This window comes from Sphingobium sp., from assembly GCA_023266575.1.
Taxonomy (GTDB): domain Bacteria; phylum Pseudomonadota; class Alphaproteobacteria; order Sphingomonadales; family Sphingomonadaceae; genus Sphingobium.
Map to the genome: position 1 here is coordinate 110,372 of JAHFPV010000009.1, position 17,682 is coordinate 128,053.

Annotated in this window: 14 protein-coding genes and 1 tRNA gene; 5 read left to right on the plus strand and 10 right to left on the minus strand. The window is 64.6% G+C overall.

Going from position 1 to position 17,682, the window contains the following annotated elements; all coding sequences use genetic code 11:
• Positions 1-108: 108 nt before the first annotated feature.
• On the plus strand, positions 109-1,053 hold the full coding sequence (locus Q0D44_RS10725; protein WP_294136426.1) for a glutaminase: 945 nt from the start codon (positions 109-111) through the stop codon (positions 1,051-1,053).
• A 68-nt stretch (positions 1,054-1,121) separates the two neighbouring features.
• Here Q0D44_RS10725 and Q0D44_RS10730 read toward each other — a convergent pair.
• The 3 genes from Q0D44_RS10730 to moaA form a co-directional block, all read right to left on the minus strand.
• Positions 1,122-1,196: transfer RNA gene (locus Q0D44_RS10730), tRNA-Asn, on the minus strand.
• A 124-nt stretch (positions 1,197-1,320) separates the two neighbouring features.
• On the minus strand, positions 1,321-2,097 hold the full coding sequence (locus tag Q0D44_RS10735; protein ID WP_294136428.1) for an NAD kinase: 777 nt from the start codon (positions 2,095-2,097) through the stop codon (positions 1,321-1,323).
• The gene (gene moaA, locus Q0D44_RS10740; RefSeq protein ID WP_294136430.1) at positions 2,094-3,107 is read right to left on the minus strand and encodes a GTP 3',8-cyclase MoaA; all 1,014 of its coding nucleotides are present in this window, start codon (positions 3,105-3,107) and stop codon (positions 2,094-2,096) included. The genes Q0D44_RS10735 and moaA overlap by 4 nt, the downstream gene beginning before the upstream one ends.
• A gap of 77 nt (positions 3,108-3,184) precedes the next feature.
• Between moaA and Q0D44_RS10745 the strand changes: the two genes are divergently transcribed.
• On the plus strand, positions 3,185-5,242 hold the full coding sequence (locus Q0D44_RS10745) for a bifunctional diguanylate cyclase/phosphodiesterase (protein ID WP_294136506.1): 2,058 nt from the start codon (positions 3,185-3,187) through the stop codon (positions 5,240-5,242).
• 178 nt (positions 5,243-5,420) lie between these two features.
• Here the strand turns inward: Q0D44_RS10745 and Q0D44_RS10750 are convergent, their stop codons facing one another.
• The 3 genes from Q0D44_RS10750 to Q0D44_RS10760 form a co-directional block, all read right to left on the minus strand.
• Positions 5,421-5,816 (minus strand): MAPEG family protein, encoded by a 396-nt coding sequence (locus tag Q0D44_RS10750; RefSeq protein ID WP_294136431.1) that lies wholly within the window; start codon positions 5,814-5,816, stop codon positions 5,421-5,423.
• Positions 5,817-5,879: 63 nt separating this feature from the next.
• Positions 5,880-9,344 carry a transcription-repair coupling factor gene (gene mfd / locus Q0D44_RS10755; protein ID WP_294136507.1) on the minus strand — a complete coding sequence of 1,155 codons (3,465 nt, stop codon included), beginning with the start codon at positions 9,342-9,344 and terminating at the stop codon, positions 5,880-5,882.
• 113 nt (positions 9,345-9,457) lie between these two features.
• Entirely contained in the window at positions 9,458-9,724 is a 267-nt protein-coding gene (locus tag Q0D44_RS10760; protein WP_294136432.1) for a succinate dehydrogenase assembly factor 2, read from the minus strand.
• Positions 9,725-9,811: 87 nt separating this feature from the next.
• Between Q0D44_RS10760 and recG the strand changes: the two genes are divergently transcribed.
• Together recG and Q0D44_RS10770 are read left to right on the plus strand one after the other, a co-directional pair.
• Positions 9,812-11,875 carry an ATP-dependent DNA helicase RecG gene (recG, locus tag Q0D44_RS10765; protein ID WP_294136434.1) on the plus strand — a complete coding sequence of 688 codons (2,064 nt, stop codon included), beginning with the start codon at positions 9,812-9,814 and terminating at the stop codon, positions 11,873-11,875.
• A 112-nt stretch (positions 11,876-11,987) separates the two neighbouring features.
• Positions 11,988-12,575: a porin family protein gene (locus tag Q0D44_RS10770; RefSeq protein ID WP_294136436.1), complete on the plus strand. Its 588-nt coding sequence runs from the start codon at positions 11,988-11,990 to the stop codon at positions 12,573-12,575.
• A gap of 26 nt (positions 12,576-12,601) precedes the next feature.
• On the opposite strand, the gene Q0D44_RS10775 is transcribed toward Q0D44_RS10770, so the two are convergent.
• Both Q0D44_RS10775 and tyrS read right to left on the minus strand, forming a co-directional pair.
• Positions 12,602-12,955, minus strand: coding sequence for a PilZ domain-containing protein (locus tag Q0D44_RS10775; RefSeq protein ID WP_294136437.1), 354 nt, complete (start codon positions 12,953-12,955; stop codon positions 12,602-12,604).
• A gap of 76 nt (positions 12,956-13,031) precedes the next feature.
• Positions 13,032-14,249, minus strand: a complete 1,218-nt coding sequence (tyrS, locus tag Q0D44_RS10780) for a tyrosine--tRNA ligase (RefSeq protein WP_294136438.1) — start codon at positions 14,247-14,249, stop codon at positions 13,032-13,034.
• A 54-nt stretch (positions 14,250-14,303) separates the two neighbouring features.
• Between tyrS and Q0D44_RS10785 the strand changes: the two genes are divergently transcribed.
• On the plus strand, positions 14,304-15,389 hold the full coding sequence (locus Q0D44_RS10785) for an anhydro-N-acetylmuramic acid kinase (RefSeq protein WP_294136440.1): 1,086 nt from the start codon (positions 14,304-14,306) through the stop codon (positions 15,387-15,389).
• Between the two features lie 105 nt (positions 15,390-15,494).
• Here the strand turns inward: Q0D44_RS10785 and Q0D44_RS10790 are convergent, their stop codons facing one another.
• Together Q0D44_RS10790 and Q0D44_RS10795 are read right to left on the minus strand one after the other, a co-directional pair.
• Positions 15,495-16,478, minus strand: coding sequence for a 2OG-Fe(II) oxygenase (locus tag Q0D44_RS10790; protein WP_294136445.1), 984 nt, complete (start codon positions 16,476-16,478; stop codon positions 15,495-15,497).
• Positions 16,478-17,653, minus strand: coding sequence for a VWA domain-containing protein (locus Q0D44_RS10795; protein ID WP_294136469.1), 1,176 nt, complete (start codon positions 17,651-17,653; stop codon positions 16,478-16,480). The genes Q0D44_RS10790 and Q0D44_RS10795 overlap by 1 nt, the downstream gene beginning before the upstream one ends.
• Positions 17,654-17,682: the final 29 nt, after the last annotated feature.

Consider the following 17,682-nt stretch of genomic DNA (forward strand, 5'->3'; position numbering starts at 1 on the left):
GCCTCCTTTGAATTGAGCGTTTGGAAAGGCCGTATCGAGGCGTCATGCAGTTTGTATGATCGTTCGATGCGGCCTTTCGGCTTTGCGCAACAGGGTTAGGGCAAAGGCATGAGTCTCGATCTTCCAGCTGTCATAGCCGACATTACTGCCAGCATGGCGTCGATGGAGGATCGCGGGCAGGTGGCGACCTATATCCCCGAACTCGCGACCGTCGATCCGGCGCAATTCGGCATCGCCATCGTCACCGCCGATGGCCGGGTGCTGACCGGGGGCGACGCTGATACCGGCTTTTCGATCCAGTCGGTGTCCAAGGTGTTTGCGCTCACCCTGGCGCTGGGCAAGGTCGGCGACCAGTTGTGGGACCGGGTGGGGCGCGAGCCGTCGGGCAATGCGTTCAATTCGATCACCCAGCTGGAACATGAGCAGGGCATCCCGCGCAATCCCTTCATCAATGCGGGCGCGATCGTCGTGGCCGACGTCAATCTGGGCGGGCATGAGCCGCGCGTCGCCATTGGCGAGATGCTGCGCTTCGTACGCTATCTGGCTGGCGATGACAGCATCACCATCAACGAAGCGGTCGCCGTGTCGGAAACCGCGACGGGCTTTCGCAACATGGCGCTCGCCAACTATATGCGCGCCTTCAACAATGTGCGGCACCCCGCCGAACTGGTGCTGGGCAGCTACTTCCATCAATGCGCAATCGAGATGAGCTGTCGGCAACTGGCGCTGGCCGGACGCTATCTGATGCTCGACGGGCGGCATCCGGGCGGGGGGCGCGTGATCTCTCCGCGCCGGGCGCGCCGCATCAACGCGCTAATGCTCACCTGCGGACATTATGACGCATCGGGCGACTTCGCCTTCCGCGTCGGCATCCCCGGCAAGTCGGGCGTGGGCGGGGGCATATTGGCGATCGTGCCGGGCCGCGCTGCCATCGCGGTCTGGTCGCCGGGCCTGAACGCCAGCGGCAATAGCTGCCTTGGCACGCTGGCGCTGGAGGAACTCGCCCGCCGTACCGGCTGGTCGGTGTTCAGCCCGCCGGACGAGGGCGACTGAAGCATATTATCGGATAAGTCTGGAGCCTTTCCTGCGGGCGGCAGTATCGCCGCGCTGGCAGGAAAATCTGGCTCCCCGAGTAGGATTCGAACCTACGGCCATTCGATTAACAGTCGAATGCTCTACCGCTGAGCTATCGGGGAGCAGCCCGACTTCCGCCGGGCAGGCCGCGCCTATAGCAGCGGCTTTTAAGAATTGGCAAGCGCTAATCTGATGATTTTTTTGGCTCCCCGTCAGGCCGGGCTTTGGCCCCGTTAAAGCCCCCGTTCAGGCGATGAATTGTTCGGCCGCGATGCGGTCGTCCAGCGTATGTTCGGGGTCGAACAACAAGGTCAGCGGGGTCGCGCGGTCGATCTTGATTTCCACCTGGGCGACGTCGCGGACTTCGCGCTGGTCGGCCACGGCGCTGACCGGGCGCTTGACCGGATCAAGCACGGTGAAGCGGATGACGGTGTTTTCCGGCAGGATCGCGCCGCGCCAGCGACGCGGACGAAACGGGCTGATCGGGGTCAGTGCGACCAACGCCGATCCCAACGGCAATATGGGGCCATGGGCCGACAGATTATAGGCGGTGGACCCGGCTGGCGTCGCCACCAGCACGCCGTCACACACCAGTTCGGGCAGGACGACGCGGCCATTGACCTGCACCTCCAGCTTGGCGGTCTGGCGGGTTTCGCGCAGCAGCGACACTTCGTTGATGGCGGGGATGGAGAAACGCTCGCCATCGACCGTATCGACGATCATGCGCAGCGGATTGACCTTGAACATCTTGGCCGCTTCCAGCCGCTGTTCCAGCCGCTCCAGCCGCCATTCGTTCATCAGGAAGCCGACCGTGCCCAGGTTCATGCCGAACACCGGAACGATCCGCCGCGCTTCCAGCATAGAATGGAGCGTCTGGAGCATATAGCCGTCGCCGCCGAGCGCGATGATCATCTCGGCCTGATCGACCGGCACGAAGTCGTAGGTGGCGCGCAACCGTTCCTCGGCGGCCTTGGCTGCCTGGGTAGGGGACACGACAAGCGCGCGCCGAATCTCGCCGCTCATCCGCCGGTGACGCTCATATGACGACGGGTGGCAGGCGCGGTTTCACCGGCACCGATGCGGAAGTCGTGGCGCGCAGGCTTCAGCCGCAGGGCGCGGTCGATCAGCGGCTCGACGGCTGGCAGGCCGCCTTCGCGCAGCGCCGTCTTGAAATCGACATGATCCTCATGGCCCAGGCACATGAAAATCTTGCCCTCGCACGTCATGCGGATGCGGTTGCAATCGGCGCAGAAATTATTGGTGAGCGGGGTAATGAGACCAAGCCGCGCCGTCATCCCCGCGACGCTGTGATAGCGTGCGGGGCCACCGGTGCGGTCGGGCAGCGGGGTGAGGGCGTGGAGCGCGCGGATATCGTCGGCTACCTGGTTCAGTGGCAGATAATGGTCGGTCCGGTCGTCACCCGTTTCGCCCAATGGCATCGTCTCGATCAGCGTCAGGTCCAGGCCTTCCGCGTCGCACCAGCGCAGCATCGGCAGGATCTCATCGTCATTGACGCCTTTCAGCGCCACCATGTTGATCTTGATCGCCAGCCCCGCCGCCTGCGCGGCTTTCAGCCCGCCAAACACCGTCTGTATGTCGCCGCCACGGGTGATATGGGCAAAACGATCGGGATCAAGGCTGTCGAGGCTCACATTGATCCGCCGCACCCCTGCATCGGCCAGCATGTCGGCATGGTCAGCCAGGCGCGTGCCATTGGTCGTCAGCGTCAGCTCGTCCAGCCCATTGCCCAGATGGCGCCCGATCCGGCGCACCAGATCGCCAATATCGCGCCGCACCAGCGGTTCGCCGCCGGTTAGCCGTATCTTGTTAATGCCGCGCGCGACGAATAGGTCGGCCAGCAGCGCGATCTCCTCCAGCGTCAGCACCTGATTTTTGGGCAGGAACTGCATCTTTTCCGCCATGCAATAGCGGCAGCGCAGGTCGCAGCGGTCGGTCACGGATATGCGCAAATAGCTGATCCGGCGGCCAAGGCCGTCGGTCATCTGCGTGCGTGAGGGGTCCGCCATGGCCATGCCCCTTAGCTAGGGGATGGACCTGCCCCGCGCAAGCACCCCGGTTGCGGGATACGCAAGACGTCGGTAACCCGTTGATGCTAAGGCGGCAGGATGCGCGCGCCCAGGGGACCATATCAGTGATCGCGGATCAGGCCGCAGACGGACAGCGCAGCCTTTTCATCCTGTCGCCCGGCGACCGGGACGGGCTGTGCCATGCCGCGCAGGCGGCTGGCTGGCGCGCGATCGGCGCACGGCGCGCGCGGGAGGCACCACAGCGCTATCTGCGCAGCGAGGCGCAGGTCGCGCTGGTGGACATGCGCGCAGGTGGCGGAGAAGCGAAGCTGCTGGCCCCGCTGGTCCCGGCGATGGAGGCAGGCGGCGGCGCGCTGATCGTGCTGGTGGATCAGGCGGATGAAGCGATCATTCCCGATTTGCTGGCAGCAGGCGCGACCCATTTCCTGACCGCGCCCTATAGCGAGGCATCGTTGCGCGCGGCGCTGGCTTCGGCGCAGAGGCTTGTGGAGCGACTGGGCGGCGGCGCATCGCACAGCCAGCGCGCCCAGCGGATTCGGCGCGGCGACGCGCTCTACTGGGAATTGGGGCGCAGCGATTCGCTGCTGCGACTGAGCGAAAGTCTCGCCCGTCATCTCGATCTGCCGATGGCGCGGGTTCATCCTGCGGCGCTGATCCGCCGTCTGCCACGGGCGGAGCGACGCGCGGTGCTGACGGCGCTAAGGGCGATGATGCGGGCGGGGCGTCCCGCCGCGCTGGCGCATGACTTGCCCGACCGGCCCGGCAACCGGCTGGTCCATCATCTGCGGGTCGAGGATGGCGTGGTCGCGGCCGATGTCGAGTGGTTGTCCGACGCGCAGGAGCGTGATCTGGCGAGCCGCGACTATCTGACCGGATTGCGATCGCGACAGGCGGCGCTCGACTGGCTTGATCGGCGCACCGGGCTGGCGACCACCGCCATATTGCTGTCGATCAGCCAGTTTGAGCGGATGAACGCGGCCTATGGCCAGGTCGTCGGCGACGCATTGCTCGGCCGTATCGCCCGACGAATCGAGCGGATGGTCGACGATGTCGCGCCCGGCGCCATGGTCGCGCGCATCACCGGGACCGAATTTCTGGTCGGCCTGACCGGCGAAGTGGCGGGCAGCGACCGCGCGACCTTCCTGGCGCGGCAGTTGATCGCGGCGATCGGTCGTCCGTTCAGCGCGGGCGATCATCTTATCCGTCTGATTGCCCGCTGCGGCATCGCCCAGGCGCGGCCCGAAGATGACGCGACCCATTTGCTGCGTCGTGCCGGCACCGCGCTGGCGGATGCGCGTCAGGCGGGCGGAGAGGGCATTCGCATACTGTCGACTGATCGCCACAGCCGTCAGGTCGATCCCGACCAGCTGGAAACCGATCTGCGTTTGGCGCTCGATCGCGGCGAAATCGGCATCGTGTTCCAGCCGCAATATCCGGTGGATTCGGAGGTCATCAGCGGTGTGGAGGCGCTGGCGCGCTGGAACCATCCGCAATATGGGCCGCTGGGCGCGGGCATATTGTTCGCCACCGCCGAACGGTCCGACTATATGCTGCCGTTGTCCGCGCATATCCAGGTGGAGGCGTTGCGGCAGGCCGCGGCATGGCCCCGCGCGCTGTCCGCGTTGCGCCTGTCGATCAATGTGACGGCGGCGGACATTGCCCAGCCCGGTTTCATGAGCGGGTTGCTGGCGATCGTGGACAATAGCGGCTTTCCCCGATCCCGCCTGACGGTCGAGATCACCGAAAGCGGGCTGATCGAGGATGTCGATGCCGCCGCAGCTTTGCTGACCGCGCTTCGGTCGGAGGGGCTGGCGGTCGCGATCGATGATTTCGGCACCGGCTATTCCAGCCTCGCCTATCTCAAGAGCCTGCCGCTCGATTATCTCAAGATCGACAGCGGGCTGGCGCAGGATATCGCCGGGAGCGCGCGCGACCGGATCGTCGTGCGCGGGGTCATCCACATGGCCAAGTCGCTGGGGCTGAAGGTCGTGGCGGAAGGGGTGGAGACGCAGCAACAGCTTGATTTGCTGGCGCGCGAGGGATGCGATTATTATCAGGGTTTCCTGCGATCGGCAGGGGTGTCGTCCGCCGATTTGGTCGCGTTGGTGCTGGCGGGCTGAAGTGCAATGCCCTTAGTTTGCCTAACATCCGTTCGTGCTGAGTAGAGACTGAGCTTGTCGAAGGCTCGTATCGAAGCATTATGCGCAGCGCCTGGTCCTTCGATATGCCATTTGACCTACGGTCGTCTGCGACTCCGACTTCGCTCAATGGCTACTCAGGACGAACGGGTATTATATTCTACAGGCGCAGCAACGGCCACAACACCATGCCCAGTCCGACCAGGCTGACGAGGAAGATCAGCGTGCGGATTTTGGGGATACCAAGGGCATAGACGGGCAGATAGAGGATGCGCGCACCCAGCCAGATATGGGCGCCGAGCATGGTCATCTCGCTCGATCGACCCGCCACCACGACGCCGATCAGCGCAACGATGGCGATGGGCAGGGTTTCCTGAAAATTCGCCTGCGCGCGGGCCAGACGACCGGCCACCGCATTGAGCGGCGGCAATGTCTCATCGCGCGCGCCCATATTCCAGTTGGTGCCATATTGCTTCGTCTTGACATGGGCGGCGGCGAAGATGTGGATCAGGAGCAGCACCATGCTCCAGGCCAGCACGAACAGTTCGACAGCCATGATCTTCATCTCCCACCCCGTTGACGCCTCAGCCTAAGCCATCGCTCGTTGGACGACAAGGCATCACCCCGCCGCCTTGGCCAGCCCCTTCGACAATTGCAGCGCGCCGTTCAGGCGAGCGGCGGAATCGGCCCAGTTGCGGTTGACCACAACCTTGCTGTCGGGCCGCAGCCGCGCCACGCCGTCGAGCCGCTGGATATAGGCGACCAGACCCGCGGGATTGGGGAAGCGATCCTCGAAGAAGCTGACCAGCGCGCCCTTTTGCCCGACGTCGATCTTGGCGATGTTGGCCTTCACGCAATTCTGCTTGATCTCGATGATCTTGAGCAGGTTTTGCGTGGGCGCGGGCAGCTTGCCGAAACGGTCGATCAGTTCGGCGGCGAAGGATTCCAGACCCTGCCGGTCCTCCACCTCGTTCAGGCGGCGGTAGAGACCCATGCGCAGGTCGAGGTCCGGCACATAATCGTCGGGGATCATGATCGGCGCATCGACGCTGATCTGGGGCGAGAAGCTGTCGCTGCGCGGTTCAAGTCCCGCGCCGCCCGCCTTGGCGTCGAGGATCGCCTCTTCCAGCATCGACTGGTAAAGCTCGAACCCGACTTCACGGATATGGCCCGACTGTTCGTCACCGACCAGATTGCCCGCGCCGCGAATGTCGAGATCATGGCTGGCCAGCTGGAAGCCAGCTCCCAGCGTGTCGAGATCGGACAGCACTTTCAGGCGCTTTTCCGCCGTTTCGGTGATGATGCGGTTGGCGGGTGTCGTCATATAGGCATAGGCGCGGGTCTTGGACCGGCCGACGCGACCGCGCAGCTGATAGAGTTGGGCGAGGCCAAAGCGGTCGGCGCGATGGATGATGAGGGTGTTGGCGCTGGGGATGTCCAGCCCGCTTTCGACGATGGTGGTGGACAGCAGCACATCGTAGCGCTTGTCGTAAAAGGCCGACATGCGTTCTTCCACCTGCGTGGCGCTCATCTGGCCATGGGCGACGATGGCCTTGATTTCCGGCACTTCGGTGCGCAGATATTCCTCAATCTCGGTCAGGTCGGCGATGCGGGGGACGACGAAGAAGCTCTGCCCGCCGCGATAATGTTCGCGCAGCAGCGCCTCGCGGATCACCACCCCGTCCCAAGGCATGGTGTAGCTGCGCACCGCCAGGCGATCGACCGGCGGGGTCTGGATCACCGACAGTTCGCGCAGCCCCGACATCGCCATTTGCAGCGTGCGCGGGATGGGTGTCGCCGTCAGTGTCAGGACATGCACGTCGGTCTTCAGCGACTTCAGCCGCTCCTTGTGGGTCACGCCGAACCTTTGTTCTTCATCGACGATGACGAGGCCCAGGCGCTTGAACTCTATGCCCTTGGTCAGCAGCGCATGGGTGCTGATGACGATGTCCACCGTGCCGTCGGCCAGCCCCGCCTTGACCGCCTTGGCCTCCTTGTCGGGGACCAGACGGGACAGGCGACCGATATTGACCGGGAAGCCGCGAAAGCGCTCCTCGAACTGCATATGATGCTGGCGTGCCAGCAGGGTGGTGGGGCAGATCAGTACGACCTGCATCCCGGCCATCGCCGCGACGAAGGCGGCGCGCAACGCCACCTCGGTCTTGCCAAAGCCTACATCGCCGCAGACGAGCCGGTCCATCGGCTTGCCTGCGCCCAGATCCTCGATCACGTCCAGGATGGCGCGCTCTTGGTCCTCGGTTTCCTGATAGGGGAAGCGATCGACAAAGGCGGGATAGCCCGCACTGTCGGGTTCGGCGACGGTGGCGGCGCGCAGCGCGCGTTCGGCGGCGGTCTTGAGCAATTCCCCCGCAATTTCGCGGATGCGCTCCTTCATCTTGGCCTTGCGCCGCTGCCACGCTTCGCCGCCCAATTTGTCGAGGCTGACCCCGTCGCTGTCGGAGCCATAGCGGGAGAGGACTTCGAGATTTTCGACCGGCACGAACAATTTGTCGCCGCCCGCATAGCTTAAGGCGACGCAGTCATGGGCTGTCTTGCTGACCGGGATTTGGGTCAGCCCTTCATAGCGGCCGATGCCATGGTCCATATGCACGACCAGATCGCCGGGCGAGAGCGTTGCCAGTTCCGCGAGGAAGGCGTCCGCACTCTTCTTGCGCTTGGCCCGGCGGACCAGCCGGTCGCCCAGCATATCCTGTTCGGTCAGCACCGCGACGTCGGGCGCGGTGAAACCATGGTCGAGCGGCAGGACGGTCAGCACCACGCTGCCACCGGCGGCCAGCCCCAGCGCCTCCTGCCAGCTGTCCGCCGCCGCCATCCGCTTGACGCCATGATCGGCCAGCAGGCCCGACAATCGTTCGCGCGCGCCGGCGGAGTAGCTGGCGATCACGACCTTTTTCTTTGACCGTTGCAGCGTGCCGATATGTTTGCCGACCGCTTCATAGACATTGGCGTTCTGCGCGCGTTCGGGCGCAAAATCGCGCGGGCCATCGACCGCGAAGTCCAGCACGGTGGCGCTGTCCGGCTCATGAAAGGGGGTCGCGACGTGCATCGGCCAGCGCGCGACGATGGCGTCCCATTCGGCGGCGTCGAGATAGAGGAGATCGGGTTTCAGCGGGCGATAGGCACCGGGGTCCGACGATTTCGCCTGCACCCGGTTGGCGTGATAATCGCGGATCGCCTCGAACCGGGAATCGGCTGCGCCGACGACGCCATGGTCGCGAATGATCACGGCATCCTCGCCCAGATGGTCGGACAGCGGAACCAGCTTTTCCTCGAACAGGGGCAGCCAATGTTCCATGCCCGACAGGCGCCGCCCGTCGCTCACCGCCTGATAGAGCGGATCGCCGGTCGCGGTCGCGCCGAACATCTCGCGATAGCGACCGCGGAAGCGCTTGATCGTATCCTCGTCCAGCAACGCTTCGGACGCGGGGAGCAGGGTGAAGCCATCGACGCTGCCGGTGGTGCGCTGGTCGCCGGGATCGAAGCGGCGGACCGTCTCGATCTCGTCCCCGAAAAAGTCGAGGCGGAGCGGCTGCTCCTCGCCGCCCGGAAACAGATCGACAATGCCGCCGCGAATCGCAAACTCGCCCCGGTCATGGACGGTATCGGTGCGGACATAGCCATTGGCCTGGAGCATTTCGGCCAACCGCGTGATCGCGATCCGCTCCTTGGGCGCGAGTTTCGCCACCAGTTGCCGGACGCGGAACGGCGTGAGGGTACGCTGGGTCAGGGCGTTGAGCGTGGTCAGGACCAGTTGTGGGCCGCTCGGTTTGGCCTGCAAGGCGTACAGCCCGGCAAGCCGCGCCGACGCGGTGCGCAGCGACGGGCTGGCCCGGTCATAGGGCAGGCAGTCCCAGGCCGGGATTTCGATAATTTCGATCTCCGGCGCGAAATAATGCGCCGTCTCCGCCACCGCGCGCATCAGTTGCTCGTCGGAGGCGACGAACACGGCGCGGCTCGGCGAAGCGCGGGCGATGTCGGCCAGCAACCAGGGCTGGAACCCCGCGGGGACGCCCGACAGGGTGAGCGGCGCTTTGGCGCGGAGGATTTTCTGGAGATCGGTCATATTCACTACTCGTTCCCCTCCCGCTTGCGGGAGGGGCTAGGGGTGGGCCAGCGGAACAGGGGTGCGCACGCCCACCCCCTAACCCCCTCCCGCCCGCGGGAGGGGCGACCTGGTCAGTTCTCGATCTTCACGAAATCGAGCTTCAAAAACTTGTCCATCATCGGCCCCTTCCATTCGTCCGGCACGGGGATGGTGCCCAGCGCCCAGCCGATGATGTCGGCATCCTGTTCATCCATGAACCGCTCGAACCAGGCGATTTCCTCGGCGTTCCATTCCATGTGATAGCGCTCGAAGAATCCGCCGACCGCATAATCGGATTCGCGCGTGCCACGGTGCCAGGCGCGGAATTTCAGGCGGCGCATCTGGGGATCATCGTTCACAATTTGTTCCTTTTGCGGACACGCCGAAAAAGCCGATCGGATGTTTGTGCCATCGTCCCGGCTGGGGTAGATGCTGGCCAGATAGACATGCGACCCGATATTCTCAATCCGCTCTTTGCCGAAATCTCTGTCCTTAAGGGCATTGGACCGGCGCTGGCCCGTCCGCTGGAGCGGCTGGGGCTGGCGCGCGCGGTCGATGTGGCGTTCCATCTGCCGGTCAGCTGGGTCGATCGCGTCCTGACCGACGAGCTGGATATGGCGGATACGGGCCGGGTGATCGGCATCGTCCTGACGCCGGTGGACTATCGCGCCAGCGGCAGCGCCCGCGCGCCGTTCCGCGTCCATGCGACCGACAGGCACGGCAATTATGTGTCGCTGACCTATTTCGGCCGGAACAGCGCCTGGCCGCGCAAGCTGTTGCCGCTGGGTGAACCCAAATTCGTGTCGGGCAAGCTGGAGGCCTATGGCGACAATCTCCAGATCGTCCACCCGGACCATGTGCTGCCGCCAGAGGAAGCCGCGACCATCCCTGCGCGCGAACCGGTCTATGGCCTGTCCGAAGGGCTGACCAACAACCGGATGCGCGATCTGGTGGGGCAGGCGCTGGCCCGTGCGCCGGACCTGCCCGAATGGATCGAACCGAGCCTGCTGGCGCGCAAGGACTGGCCGACATGGCGTGAGGCGCTGGCGCGTATTCATGCCGACCCCTCTGACTCCATCGTCCGCGAACGGCTGGCCTATGACGAGATTTTCGCGGGGCAGCTGGCACTAATGCTGGTGCGGCAATCGTCGCGGCGGCGGCGCGGCGTGCCGATCGCGCGCGACGGGCGGTTGCGGGCGATGCTCAAACTGCCCTTCGCACCGACCGGGGCGCAGCGGCGGGCGTTCGGCGAGATTGAAGGCGACATGGCGCAGGCCACGCCGATGCTGCGGCTGCTCCAGGGCGATGTCGGATCGGGCAAGACTTTGGTGGCGTTGATGGCGTTGCTTAACGCCGTTGAGGCCGGGATGCAGGGCGCGATGCTGGCCCCGACCGAAATATTGGCGCGGCAGCATTATGAGACGCTGCGCAAAATGGCGTCGGGCCTGCCGGTGGAGATCGCCATCCTGACCGGGCGCGACAAGGGCAAGGTGCGGGAGGCCACGCTGATGGGGCTGGCCGATGGCAGCATCGACATATTGGTCGGCACCCACGCGATCTTTCAGGAGGCAGTGCAGTATAAGCATCTGGGTCTTGCCGTGATCGACGAGCAGCATCGCTTCGGCGTCGCCCAGCGGATGATGCTGGCGAACAAGGCGGAGCGCGCGCCGCATCTGCTGGTGATGACCGCGACGCCGATTCCCCGGACACTGACCCTGACATATTATGGCGAGATGGAGGTGTCCAAGCTGGACGAGATGCCGCCCGGCCGCCAGCCGATCCAGACCGTGGTGATGGCAGCGACCCGGCTGGACGAAGTGGTCGATGCGCTGGCCCGCCATGTCGAGGGCGGCGGACAAGCCTATTGGGTCTGTCCGCTGGTCGAGGAGAGCGAGACCAGTGATCAGGCAGCGGCGGAGGCCCGCGCCGAATCGTTGAAGCTGCGCTTTGGCGATCGGGTCGGGCTGGTCCATGGCCGGATGAAAGGGCCGGACAAGGACGCCGCGATGGAGGCGTTCGCTGCCAACCGGACGCAGATATTGGTCGCAACCACTGTGATCGAGGTCGGCGTCGATGTGCCAAACTCCAGCCTGATCATCATCGAAGGGGCGGACCGCTTCGGCCTGGCGCAGCTACACCAGTTGCGCGGGCGGGTCGGTCGCGGTGACAAGCCGTCGGTCTGCCTGCTGCTGCGCGGCAATGCGCTAGGCGAAACGTCGCGGGCGCGGCTGGCGCTGATGCGCGAGACGAACGATGGCTTCCGCATTGCCGAGGAGGATCTGAAACTGCGCGGCGCGGGCGAAGTGCTGGGGACGCGCCAGTCGGGCGAGCAGCAGTTGAAGCTCGCGACGCCAGAGCATTTGGCGTCCTTGCTGGACGCGGCGCGCGATGACGCCCATCTGCTGATCGACCGCGACGGTGGCCTCGACAGCCCGCGCGGACAGGCAGCGCGAACCTGCCTCTATCTGTTCGAGCGGGATGCGGCGGTTGGCTTGCTGCGCGGTGGGTAGGCGATGCTGTGTGTACCGAACAAAGCCCTCCCAAAGCCTGCGACCTAATTTCACAATGGATGGACGGTTACTTGAGCGCCGCGACGTCACATCGGGAAAATGGGAGGATAAGATGATCAAGATTTCATTAGCGCTTGCCACGTTGCTCATCCCTGGGGTGGCGTTTAGTCAGGAACCGCCACTGTCCGGCCTGATCGTCGGCGCGCAGGCAGGCTATCAATCCCGATCCGTGGAATATTTTGTCGGGAACGTCGATTTCAGCAAGGCCAGGGACGACTTCGTCTATGGGGCATTTGTCGGTTATGACATTCCCGTCGATCGCCTGCGCCTTGGCATTCAGGCGGAGTTGATGGATGGCTCCAGCACCCTGTGGTCCGATGACGGGGCTGGCACGGAATATATCGTTGAGCCCAAGGGGGTGAGCTACGCCTTCACCGCACGCGCGGGCTTTCTGGTCGGTCCTCGCTCGATGATCTATGCGCGGGGTGGCTATGCGGCTGAGAAGAACCGCACTGTGTTTACCGGGCCGACAATCCTGTCGATACCGATCAAACGGCGGGATGAGGGGCTGCTGGTTGGTGCGGGCTTTGAATCCGAGTTGACCAGCGGGATCACGCCGCGCGTCGAATATCGTTATCGTGATCTGCCGAACAAGCTGTCGAGCCATCAGTTGCTCGCCGGGGTCGGTTATCGCTTCTGAGGCAGCGGGCGGCGGGTAGCGACCCGCTACCAGGCCGTACGGCGCGGCGGGACCAGGGCCATCAGCGCGTCATAAGTGCGCGGGGCGATGGGTTTCAGAAATTCGATGCCCAGCCGCCCGTCCTCGACCCAGCGCACTTCGGCGGGATGGTCCTTCAGGATCGGCAGCCAGAGGGTCAGCCGCTCGCCCATCAGCAATTCGCCTTCGGTGCGGCACATGGCACCGAGCGCGGAAATGTTGATGATCCGCACGCCATGGGTGCGGCCGCGCGCGGTGACATGGCTGACCATATCGACCAGATCACGGGTGGCCCGGCGCTGATCCACTGCCGGATCGCGCGAACGCATGACATGATTGAGGTTGGCGAACAGCGACGACATAGCCGCAGCCTAGGGCGGCGAAGATGGACGCTTTGCTAGGGGAAAGCGTTAATTTCCCCCTAACATTCTTTCTGCGTCAGGCGACCACGATCCCATGCTTTTTCGCGCCGAAACTCACCTTGTCGCCCGGTTTTAGCGTCAGGGCAGGATCGTTCACCACATTGCCGTTCACGCGGATCGCATTTTCCGACAATTTCCGCCGCGCTTCCTTGTTCGACGTGGCGAAGCCGAGCGCGACATTAGCCTGCACCACGGTCAGCCCGTCCGCGCCGAGGCTGACGGTCGGCAGGTTGGCGTCGGATGCGCCTTCCTCGAAGGTTTTGCGGGCCGTTTCCGCCGAGGCGGCGGCTGCCTCTGCGCCATGGGCCATGGCGGTGGCGGCGTCGGCCAGTATCTTTTTCGCCTCGTTGATCTCCGCGCCCTGCAAGGCTTCCAGCCGGGCGATCTCGTCGAGCGGCAGGTCGGTGAACAGCCGCATGAAGCGCCCGACATCGGCATCCTGGGTGTTGCGCCAGAATTGCCAATAATCATAGGGCGGCAGCGCGTCGGCGTTCAGCCAGACCGCGCCATTCATGGTCTTGCCCATCTTGCCGCCGTCTGCCGTGGTGATCAGCGGGCTGGTCAGGCCATAAACCTGCGTGCCATCGACCCGGCGCGAGAGTTCGATGCCGTTGACGATATTGCCCCACTGGTCCGATCCGCCCATCTGCAACCGGCAGGCCGAACGGCGCGACAGTTCCAGAAAGTCATAGGCTTGCAGGATCATGTAATTAAATTCGAGGAAGCTGAGCGACTGTTCACGTTCCAGCCGCATCTTGACGCTGTCGAAGCTCAGCATCCGGTTGACCGAGAAATGCTGGCCAATGTCACGCAGGAACGGGATATATTCCAGTTTGTCGAGCCAGTCGGCATTGTTGACCATCACCGCGTCGGTCGGGCCATCGCCAAAGGTCAGGAACTTCTCGAACACCCGCTTGATGCTGGCGACGTTGGACGTGATCAGATCGTCGGTCAGCAGTTTGCGCGCTTCATCCTTGAAGCTGGGATCGCCGATCTTGCCGGTGCCGCCGCCCATCAGAACGATAGGCTTGTGGCCCGCCTGCTGCATCCGCCGCAGCATCATGATCTGCACCAGGCTGCCGACATGGAGCGACGGCGCGGTCGGATCGAACCCGATATAGCCGGGCACGATCTCCTTCTGCGCCAGCGCGTCGAGACCCGCCGCATTGGTGACGTCATGGATATAACCGCGCGTGTCGAGCAGGCGCAGGAGGTCGGACTGATAGTTGCTCATGGCGCGCGCCTGTAGCATTGGGAGGGCGGCTGTAAAAGAGGCGGAGAGTTGTAAATGCTGGCAATCGGCCTGATGTCGGGAACATCGCGCGACGGGATCGACGCGGCGTTGATCGAGACCGACGGTGAGGGGCAGGTCAAGCCGGTCGCTTTTCATGCGCAGGCCTATCATGACGGCTTCCGGGTGCGGCTGGCCGAAGCCTGCGCCCGCGCCATGGCGATGGACGCGCCGGGGTTCGAGCCGCTAATCGCGTCGGTCGAGGCGGAACTCACCGAATTGCATGTCGAGGCGGTGGCCGACCTGCTGGGGCGCAGCGGCTATGTGGCGGAGGATGTCGGCGTCATTGGCTTTCATGGCCATACCGTCGCGCACAGGCCCGACCGGCGCTGGACCTGGCAGATTGGCGACGGCGCGGCACTGGCCGGGGCGTTCGGCATAGCGGTCGTCGGCGACCTGCGCAGCGCGGATGTAGCGGCGGGTGGGCAGGGCGCGCCGCTGCTGCCGGTATATCACCGCGCGCTGGCCGCCGGGCTGGACAAGCCGGTGGCGATCCTCAATCTGGGCGGGGTCGCCAATGTCACCGCGATCGGATCGGACGGGGCGCTGACGGCTTTCGATACCGGCATGGCGAGCGGACTGATCGACAACTGGATGCAGGCGCATGGGGATGCGGCCTATGACGCGGGCGGGGCTTGCGCCGCGCAAGGGCGCGTCGATGAGGCGCGGCTGGCGGCGATGCTGGCCGACCCCTGGTTTGCGGTGCCGCCGCCCAAGAGCATCGACCGGGAAGCGTTCACGATCCAGGCGGTGCAGGGGTTGAGCCTCGAAGATGGCGCGGCGACGCTGACCGCCTTTTCAGCAGCAGCGGTGGCGCGGGGCATCGACCATCTGGCTGAGCGGCCTTTATGCCTGCATGTCGCGGGTGGCGGGCGGCATAATGAAACGCTGATGGCGATGCTGGCGGCGCGATGCGGCGTGGAGGTTCGGGCTGTGGACGCGCTGGGCTGGGATGGCGACGCGCTGGAGGCGCAGGGTTTTGCCTATATGGCGGTGCGTCATCTGGAAGGGCTGCCGATCAGCTTTCCCGGCACTACGGGCGCGCCGGAGCCGATGACGGGCGGAGTGCTGTTTCGGGCTTAACTTCGCATATTTCCCGGTAAATACGACATTTTATGGCGTGGGCGTGATCCTATCGCAAAGGGCGTGGCGCATCATAGCAAGCTGGTTTGCTGTAGGACAGCCGGGTCAGGCCAAGGTCGCCTCATGCTGGCCAAAGCCGTTCGGGCCTTCGGGCGGTCGCTGTCTGATCCAGCGGCTGGCGATCAGCTTGGTGCCGGATTGCACGGGTAGTCCGGCATGTTCGCTCATCGGGTCGGGGCGGTCGTCGGGCAGGGTGTTGGCGAACAGCAGCCCGTCGCCCTTGCGGCCCCTATGGGTGAGGGGGAGGCGGGTGAAGTGGGTTTCGCCGCCGCTATAGTCGTCGTTGAGATAGACCAGCAGGGTCAGGCTGCGCTGGTTGGTGAGGCCCGGCACGGCGTCGAGATGGGGGCGATATTGCTGGCCGGGGCGGTAGCGCAGCACCTGGAGCGTCTCGCCCTGTTCGACGGCGGTGCCGCTGGCGGCGGCCAGGCGGCGGTTGATCGCGTGGATGGCGGGCCATTCGGATACGATCGGAAACCCCGCCGCGTCTGAATCGCGCACAGGATCGGCGACGAAGCGCTTTTGCCCTTCGTGAAAGATCAGCGCCGGACGCAACCGCCGGTCGGACAGGGTGGCGAGCAGGTCACATTCCGGCGCGGTGAGCAGGCCGGGCAGGGCGACGATCATCGGGCTGTCGGACAATGGCTGAGGCGCAGGCAGGTCGAGCGGATCGCCTTTGGCGTCGATCGCCATCGCTGCGATCAGGGCGCGCTGTTGCGCGGCAATCGGATCGCGGGCTGCCCAGTCGTCGAGCATCGCCAGCGCCCCGGCCCAGTCGCGCGCGCCGCCGACGCCGGCAGCGAGAAAACCGGCGAGAATCCGTGCTGCGCTGATGGTGTTGGCAGCCGCCAGATCGGCGCGGGCGGCGGGCAGGTCGCGCGGCACCAGCCGTCCTTCGACGCGCCAGAGCGCCCGCATCGCCAGCGCGTCGCCATCACCCCGCGCGCAACCGGCATCAATCAGCCCACGCGCCGACGCGCTGTCGCCGCGCTGGAGCAGCGCCAGCGCCTCTGCCGCCACGCCCGTCATCAGCGCTTGCGGGTCAGCTCCCGCATGGCCGCGTCGATACCCTCGATCGTTAGCGGATACATGCGGTCATTCATCGCCTCGCGGATCAGGCGGGTCGACTGGCTATAGCCCCAATGCGCCTCCGGCGTCGGGTTGAGCCACACGGTTGCGGGATAGGTATGGGCCACCCGTTGCAGCCATACCCCGCCTGCTTCCTCGTTCATATGTTCGACCGATCCGCCCGGATGGCTGATCTCATAGGGACTCATCGCCGCGTCCCCGACGAAGATCACCTTATAGTCATGGCCATATTTGTGGAGGATGTCCCAGGTCGGGGTGCGTTCGGCAAAGCGGCGGCGATTATCCTTCCACACGCCTTCATAGAGGCAGTTATGGAAGTAGAAAAATTCCATATTCTTAAATTCGCTGGTGGCTGCGGAGAAGAGTTCCTCACACAGCTTGACGAACGGGTCCATCGATCCGCCGACATCCAGAAACAGCAGCAGCTTGACCGCATTATGCCGTTCCGGGCGCATTCGAATGTCGAGCCAGCCCTGCCGCGCCGTGCCGCGGATGGTTTCGTCCAGGTCCAGTTCCTCCGCCGATCCTTCGCGCGCGAAACGGCGCAGGCGGCGCAGCGCGACCTTGATATTGCGGGTGCCCAATTCCTTCGTGTTGTCGAGATTGGCGAAGTCGCGCTTTTCCCACACTTTGATCGCGCGCTTATGTTTACTCTCTCCGCCGATGCGGACGCCTTCGGGATTATAGCCGCCATGGCCGAAGGGGGATGTGCCGCCGGTGCCGATCCATTTATTGCCGCCCTGATGCCGCCCCTGCTGCTCCTCCAGTCGCTTCTTGAGCGTCTCCATAATCTCGTCCCAGTCGCCCAGCGACTTGATCTTCTCCATCTCTTCGGGACTGAGATATTTTTCCGCGACCAGCCGCAGCCATTCCTCCGGTATCTCCGCCTCTACACCCGAACTGCCCAGCACACCCTTGAACACTTGCCCGAACACCTGATCGAAACGGTCGAGCAGCCCTTCATCCTTCACATAGGTGGCGCGGGCGAGATAATAGAAATCCTCCGGCCGCCGTTCGATGACGTCGCGGTCCAGCGCTTCCAGCAGCAGCAGATGCTCCTTGATGCTGGCGGGGATGCCAGCGGCCCGGAGCGCATCGAGAAAATTGAGCAGCATGGCCGCCCTTGTCGGGCAGCGCGGCGTGC